Raw genomic sequence first — 5,538 nt, 5'->3', positions numbered from 1 at the left:
GTCGGCACCAGCCGCGTCTATCTCGGCGTGCACTGGCCGTCAGACGTGCTTGCCGGCTGGTGCGCTGGCTTCGCCTGGGCCATGCTGTGCTGGCTCGCGGCACGGCTGCTGCAGCGGCGCAAAGTTGTGGCCGACAGCGATATCGATGGCTGAAGCATTCAAAATGATGCTTGAGACATTGTAATATCTAAAATATACATCTTTCATATTTTCAGAAACAGGTTCCGGCCGATGATCACTGCCGCACAGATGCGCGCCGCGCGGGCGTTGACCGGCATCGACCAGAAGACGCTTGCCGAGCGCGCCGGGGTCTCCCTGCCCACGATCCAGCGCATGGAAGCGAGCGACGGTGTCGTCAGGGGCGTGGTCGACACGCTGATGAAGGTCATCCAGGCGCTCGATGATGTCGGCGTGGAGCTGATCGGCGAGAACCAGGCCAGCGAGCGCGGCGGCAGGGGCGTGCGCCTCAAGGCCGCCGCGGCGCAGAACCCGCAAGGTTAAGCCGCCGGCCTGGAAGATCGCCTCACATCGCCGCTTCGATCGGCTCGGCAAGCTTCGGATTGGCGCGCGCGGCGATCAGGCAGCCGGCGACGATGAGGCATGCGCCGGCCAACGTGGTCCAGGCCAGCTTCTCGCCGAAGAAGAACCAGCCAAGCGCGATCGCCCAGATGAAGGCCGAGTATTCGGTCGGGATCAGATATTGCGCTTCGGCACGGGCGTAGGACCAGCTCATCAGGAATTGCCCGGCGAGCGACAGCAGCGCCACCCCGACCAAGGGCAGCCAGAGATCTCCCGGCAGCGCAACCGCGAGCCAAGGTGCTGCGCAACCAAGGATGATCCCAACGAAGAGGTTTTGGAACAGCATGATCTCGACCGGCTTGGCCAGTAGAGCCTGCTGCCGGGCGAGGACCAGATTGTAGCCGTAGAACACCGTCGATACGAGCACCGCCGCCGTGCCGAGCACGGCATCCTGCGAGTAGCTTTCCCGCCCGAACTGTCCGGACAGGATGATGGCGACGCCGGCGATGCCGGCAAGCGACGCCCAGATCGCCTGCCGCCTTATGCGCTCGCCCAGCAGCAGCGCCGCGAGGAAGAGCGCAAACAGCGGCGCGACGAAGCTGAGCCCGATCGCCTCGGCGAGCGGCAGCCTGGCGAGTCCCCAGAAGAACGAGACCAGGACGACGCCGACAATCGCGGCGCGCAACGCATGCAGGCCCAGCACCGGAAGGCGCGGCTTCGAGCGTGGCCCCGCCGACCAGGCGGCGCCGGCGACCAGGGTCGAGACCATGCTGCGCCACAGCAGCGTGTTGTAGACGCCGACCGCTATTGTCAGCGACTTCATGGCCGCATCCATGCCGGACAGCAGGAAAATCGCCAGCGCGCACGTGAGCACGGGGATGGTCGTAGAAACGGCGCCGGTCAGGCTGGATGTCTTCACGGCTTGGCTCATGGCAGCCGGATATCCCGGAGCCGACAGCGCTACCAGATGGCAGCGCCGCCGATATGGCCGGTCCAATCCCGATCGGCGAAATTCGAAGGCTGGCGGGACACGATCACTTCCGCCTGGCTCAATCCAGTGACAGCGCCGCGACCTCGCCCTCGCCCATCAGCGGCACATAGATGGTCGCCTTGCCGTCCGTGCCGATATCGGCGCTGCCCGGCTTGAACTGCATTACCGCTTCCCGCTTGCCGCCTGGCTTGTAGCTGTAAAGCGTGCCGGTCATGTAGGCGGTGGCGTAGATGGTGCCGCCAATGGCGATGACACCGTCGAGGTCGGCGAAGTTTTGCGCGCCGGGGAGCGGCGTTATCGTCTTCGTGGCGAGGTCGACCGACAGCAGTCCGCCGGGCTCCCTGAAATCGGCCTTGTTGATGCCCTTCCCCCAGGACGCGACGATCAGCCGGTCGCCATCGGCGAACACGCCATTGGGCGAGGCCAGCAGCGCATCCTTGACGAACAGCTCCGGCTTGTCGCCGTCGATGCGGTAGATCGTGTCGGCCAGCATGTCGCTGACATAGACCTTGCCCGCGCTGTCCTCAGTCATATCGTTGAGGAAGACAGAGCCCGGCACGTCGATGGTCTCGACCAGCCTGCCGCTGGCGAGATCGACGACGAGCACCTTTGTGAGGTCGGCGGCGTAGAGCCTGCCTCCGGAAATCGCCATGCCCTTGGGCGCATCCATGCCGTCGACCCAGTGGCGGGCGATGACCTTGCCGTCCATCGACAGAAGCGACAAATAGCCGTTGCCGTCCGCCGCGCCGGGATCGCCGGCGATGTTGGAGACGACGATGCGGTTGTGGGCGGCGTCGGCAAGCACGGATTCCGGCTGCTCGAAGCCGGCGGCGCGCCAGAGCTCGCCGGCCTGCGCAGCCGGAGCCGCCGCGATGCCGGCGACGGCGATGACGGTCGAAGCGATGAGGGTGTTCATGGTGCTCTCCTGTGGTGACGAAGGAGAGCTAAATTTTTCGATACTTTTCGGAAAGACGGTTCGACGCTAGTATCGCTTATCGATACGAAATCGCGCGAATGAGGTGCATTCCATGAACGCTCCGATCTTCGAGGCGCTGAAGCGGACGCTGAAGGCCAAGGGCCTGACCTACCGGACGCTCGCCGAGCGCATGGGCGTTTCCGAGCCGACGGTGAAGCGGATCTTCCATGAGCGGAACTGCAAGCTCGACCGGCTGATGGAGATCTGCGCCGCGGCGGACGTCGAGCTGGAGAACGTGCTCGGCGCGATGAATCGCGGACCGGGTCCGGCCAACCGCGTTTCGCCGGAGATCGAGCGCAGGCTGGCGGCGCGGCCGGCGCTGCTCTTCGTCTTCATCATGCTGTCGGAGAAATTCACGGCCGAAGGCATCATGCGCTCGCAGGGCTTGAGCGAGGCCTCGATGTTCCTCTATCTGCGCGACCTCGAGGAGCTCGGGCTGGTGGCGCTGGGGCGCGGCCTGTCGGCAAGGCTGCTCGTCGACACGCCCATCCAGTGGGATTTCGAAGGGCCGCTGAAGCCGCACTTCGAAATGACCAACAAGAATTTCGTCGGCTGGGCGCTCGGCCATATGGAGCACGGCGCGACCTTCATCAGCTTTTCCCGGCGGATGCGGCCGCAAACGGCCGAGATGTTGCGCCGCGAGGCCGACGAGCTCGCCGAACGCGCCCGGCTGCTTGCCCATCACGACCAGCACACCACGCCGGAGGACCAGCTCACCGGCTACAAATGGACCTTCGCCTTCGGCGCGACGCCGTTCCCGGCGATCATGCCGATCTGCCCGCATCCGCGCGATGCGGGGGCAAAGGCGGATGCTGGGGCGAAAGGAAGACGGCCGCTGCCGGCGTAGCGCCTTCTCCTTCTCCCCCAGGGGAGAAGGAAAAAGCGCAGCGTCACGCCGCTTTCGCCTCTTCCTGCGGCGCGGCGAGGTCGTCGCGCGCCTTGCGAGCCAATCTTTTGGCGGAGCGTTTCGGGCTGTCGCCGAAAAGCTCGGCGGCATCGGCGAGGCAGGCCTTGGTCAGGCTCTTCTCGGAGCGCTTCAAGAGCTTGCGCAGAAGCTTCGTCTCGTCGGCGGGGCCGAGCGGCTCGCCTTCGGCATCGAGCAGCGCGCGCATGACGAAGACGTCGTGCAGTTCGCCGAGCTGCTCGCCGAGCTTGTCGACCGCCTTGCGGCGCGCCTTGATCGGCGTCGGCCACAGGCGGCCGAGCAGCGACAGATGCATGGAGTGCGTCTTGGCCGCCTTGCGCAGGTTGTGAAAATCCTCGTCCTCGCCGCGCGCCTCCGCCTTGTCGAGCGCCTTCTTCGCCCGCCGCAAGGTGGCGCGGGCGCCGTCGGCCAGGATGTCGGCCGCCTGTTCCGGCAGGTCGGGCAGCGCCAGCCTGTCGATACGCTCCAGGCCTTCCCGGCAGGCGGCCACGGCCGCGTTGATGGCGGCGTCGAGGCCCGGGCCGGCATGAAGCTCGTGCTGGCGCAGCACCAGCCGTTCGCGCACGGGATCGAGACCGCCGCCTGCGGATTGTTCCGGAAAGGCATCGGCGAGGCGGTCGACGGTCTCGATGAGCGCCGTCGCCTCGCGCGGGCCGGCGAGCAGCGCCGAGACCTGCTTGTAGCATTCATTCTCGGTCCGGCAGAACGGTTCGTCCCCGGAACGAACCATGCGCAGCAAGGCGCGCACGCTCTTCAGCCGCTTGCGGCATTTGTGCAGGCCCTGCTCCGGCTTCTCGCGCGCCGTCTCGAGATGGCTGATGGCCCTGCCGATCTCGTCGGCCAATATGCGCCTGACCTCGCCGGTCAGCGGCAAGCGCGGATCGATGCGGAAGCTCATGCGGCGATCTCCGGTATCCCCCCGAGGGCCAGCGACGCGTTGTAGAACCTCGACTCGCCGGTGACCTCGCGACCGAGCCAGTCGGGCAGCATTTCGTCAGATACGTCCTCCGGCGTCTCCAGCTCCGCGATCACCAACCCCGCGAGCTTGCCGCCGAAAACATCGACTTCATAGAGATAGCCACGGTGTCTAACATGGTGGCGTGTCTTCTCGATGACACGTCCGATGGCAAAGGCCATCAATTCCTCGGCCTCGGCAAGCGGGATCGAATATTCGAATTCGTCGCGTTCGCGCGCCCTGACGCCGAACTTCAACGTCAGCTTGGCGGAGCGCCCGTCCGAGATGCGCACGCGCACGGTGCGGCCGGGCTGGGCGGCGACATAGAACTGGCGAATGCGGATCTCCGCCTCGACCTCGTCTCGCCAGGCGGAACTGGAGACCAGGAATTTACGCTCGACTTCCTTGCCCGTGGCCGCGCACTAAAGCCTGTGGGGGCAGTGAAGGCAAGCCGGTTCAGAGGTCAAATTTGACTTTAATCAATCGATTGATTAAACATTGAGGTATGGACAGGCAATCAATTGCGAAAAGGCAGCAGCGCGAAGCCACCACCGCCGACCAAACACGCGCGGCGCTGGTGCACGCGGCGCTCAAGCTGTTCGGGCGGCAGGGGTTCGACGGCACGTCGACGCGCCAAATCGCGGCGGAAGCCAAGGCCAATATCGGCTCGATCGCCTATCATTTCGGCGGCAAGGAAGGCCTGCGCGCCGCCGCCGCCGACTTCATCGTGGAAACCATCCAGGGCATCGCCGGCCAGGCGCTGGGCGGCGCCCAGGGGACCGCCCCGGCAAACCCGGAAGCCGCCAGGGCACAGCTCTTTGCGGCGCTGGAGCGGATGGTGGGCTTCGTCATCGTCAGTCCGCAGGCGGGCGAGATCGTACAATTCGTACTTCGCGAGCTCTCGCATCCGACCGCCGCGCTCGACCGCATCTATGCCGGCGTCTTCGAGCCGACGCACCGGCGGCTGTGCCAGATCTGGGAGCAGGCGACCGGCGAACCGGCCGAGAGCGAGGCAACCCGGCTCACCGTTTTCACCATGATCGGCCAAGTCATCTATTTCCGCATCGGCCGCGAAGCGGTGATGCGCCGGATGGGCTGGCGCGAGATCGGCGAGAAAGAGGCCGCCAAGGTGGTGGCGGTCACGACCGGCAATCTCAGGGCAATGCTAGCGG

General features: G+C 65.7%; 7 protein-coding genes and 1 pseudogene. 4 read left to right on the top strand and 4 right to left on the bottom strand.

The features are described from left to right. Window positions 1-153: phosphatase PAP2 family protein (locus EOA28_RS23295; protein WP_128315320.1), on the top strand; the 153-nt coding region annotated here is incomplete at its 5' end. Between the two features lie 78 nt (window positions 154-231). Then, complete coding sequence (locus tag EOA28_RS23290) at window positions 232-501, top strand: helix-turn-helix transcriptional regulator (protein ID WP_126080263.1); 270 nt, start codon at window positions 232-234, stop codon at window positions 499-501. Window positions 502-523: 22 nt separating this feature from the next. On the opposite strand, the gene EOA28_RS23285 is transcribed toward EOA28_RS23290, so the two are convergent. Together EOA28_RS23285 and EOA28_RS23280 are read right to left on the bottom strand one after the other, a co-directional pair. Then, window positions 524-1,450, bottom strand: a complete 927-nt coding sequence (locus EOA28_RS23285; RefSeq protein ID WP_126080264.1) for a DMT family transporter — start codon at window positions 1,448-1,450, stop codon at window positions 524-526. 118 nt (window positions 1,451-1,568) lie between these two features. Further along, window positions 1,569-2,426, bottom strand: a complete 858-nt coding sequence (locus tag EOA28_RS23280) for an SMP-30/gluconolactonase/LRE family protein (protein ID WP_127251355.1) — start codon at window positions 2,424-2,426, stop codon at window positions 1,569-1,571. Between the two features lie 112 nt (window positions 2,427-2,538). Between EOA28_RS23280 and EOA28_RS23275 the strand changes: the two genes are divergently transcribed. Further along, window positions 2,539-3,333 carry a helix-turn-helix transcriptional regulator gene (locus tag EOA28_RS23275; protein WP_245463430.1) on the top strand — a complete coding sequence of 265 codons (795 nt, stop codon included), beginning with the start codon at window positions 2,539-2,541 and terminating at the stop codon, window positions 3,331-3,333. A gap of 43 nt (window positions 3,334-3,376) precedes the next feature. On the opposite strand, the gene EOA28_RS23270 is transcribed toward EOA28_RS23275, so the two are convergent. After that, entirely contained in the window at window positions 3,377-4,309 is a 933-nt protein-coding gene (locus EOA28_RS23270) for a CHAD domain-containing protein (protein ID WP_126080267.1), read from the bottom strand. Continuing rightward, a pseudogene (locus EOA28_RS23265) lies at window positions 4,306-4,773 on the bottom strand (CYTH domain-containing protein); the annotation flags it as partial. The gene EOA28_RS23270 and the pseudogene EOA28_RS23265, both read right to left, overlap by 4 nt. A gap of 98 nt (window positions 4,774-4,871) precedes the next feature. Here EOA28_RS23265 and EOA28_RS23260 point away from each other — a divergent pair. After that, a partial coding sequence (locus EOA28_RS23260; RefSeq protein WP_128315318.1) for a CerR family C-terminal domain-containing protein occupies window positions 4,872-5,538 on the top strand: 667 nt, incomplete at its 3' end.

Origin of the sequence: Mesorhizobium sp. M2A.F.Ca.ET.067.02.1.1 (genome assembly GCF_004023285.1) — a bacterium.
GTDB lineage: Bacteria > Pseudomonadota > Alphaproteobacteria > Rhizobiales > Rhizobiaceae > Mesorhizobium.
This window is presented reverse-complemented; position numbering and strand designations above follow the sequence as displayed.

What these genes read in the sequence shown, in the direction of transcription:
- EOA28_RS23280 (WP_127251355.1), bottom strand. Translation starts at nt 2,426, where the DNA reads ATGAACACCCTCATCGCTTCGACCGTCATCGCCGTCGCCGGCATCGCG.
- EOA28_RS23290 (WP_126080263.1), top strand. Translation starts at nt 232, where the DNA reads ATGATCACTGCCGCACAGATGCGCGCCGCGCGGGCGTTGACCGGCATC.
- EOA28_RS23285 (WP_126080264.1), bottom strand. Translation starts at nt 1,450, where the DNA reads ATGAGCCAAGCCGTGAAGACATCCAGCCTGACCGGCGCCGTTTCTACG.
- EOA28_RS23270 (WP_126080267.1), bottom strand. Translation starts at nt 4,309, where the DNA reads ATGAGCTTCCGCATCGATCCGCGCTTGCCGCTGACCGGCGAGGTCAGG.
- EOA28_RS23275 (WP_245463430.1), top strand. Translation starts at nt 2,539, where the DNA reads ATGAACGCTCCGATCTTCGAGGCGCTGAAGCGGACGCTGAAGGCCAAG.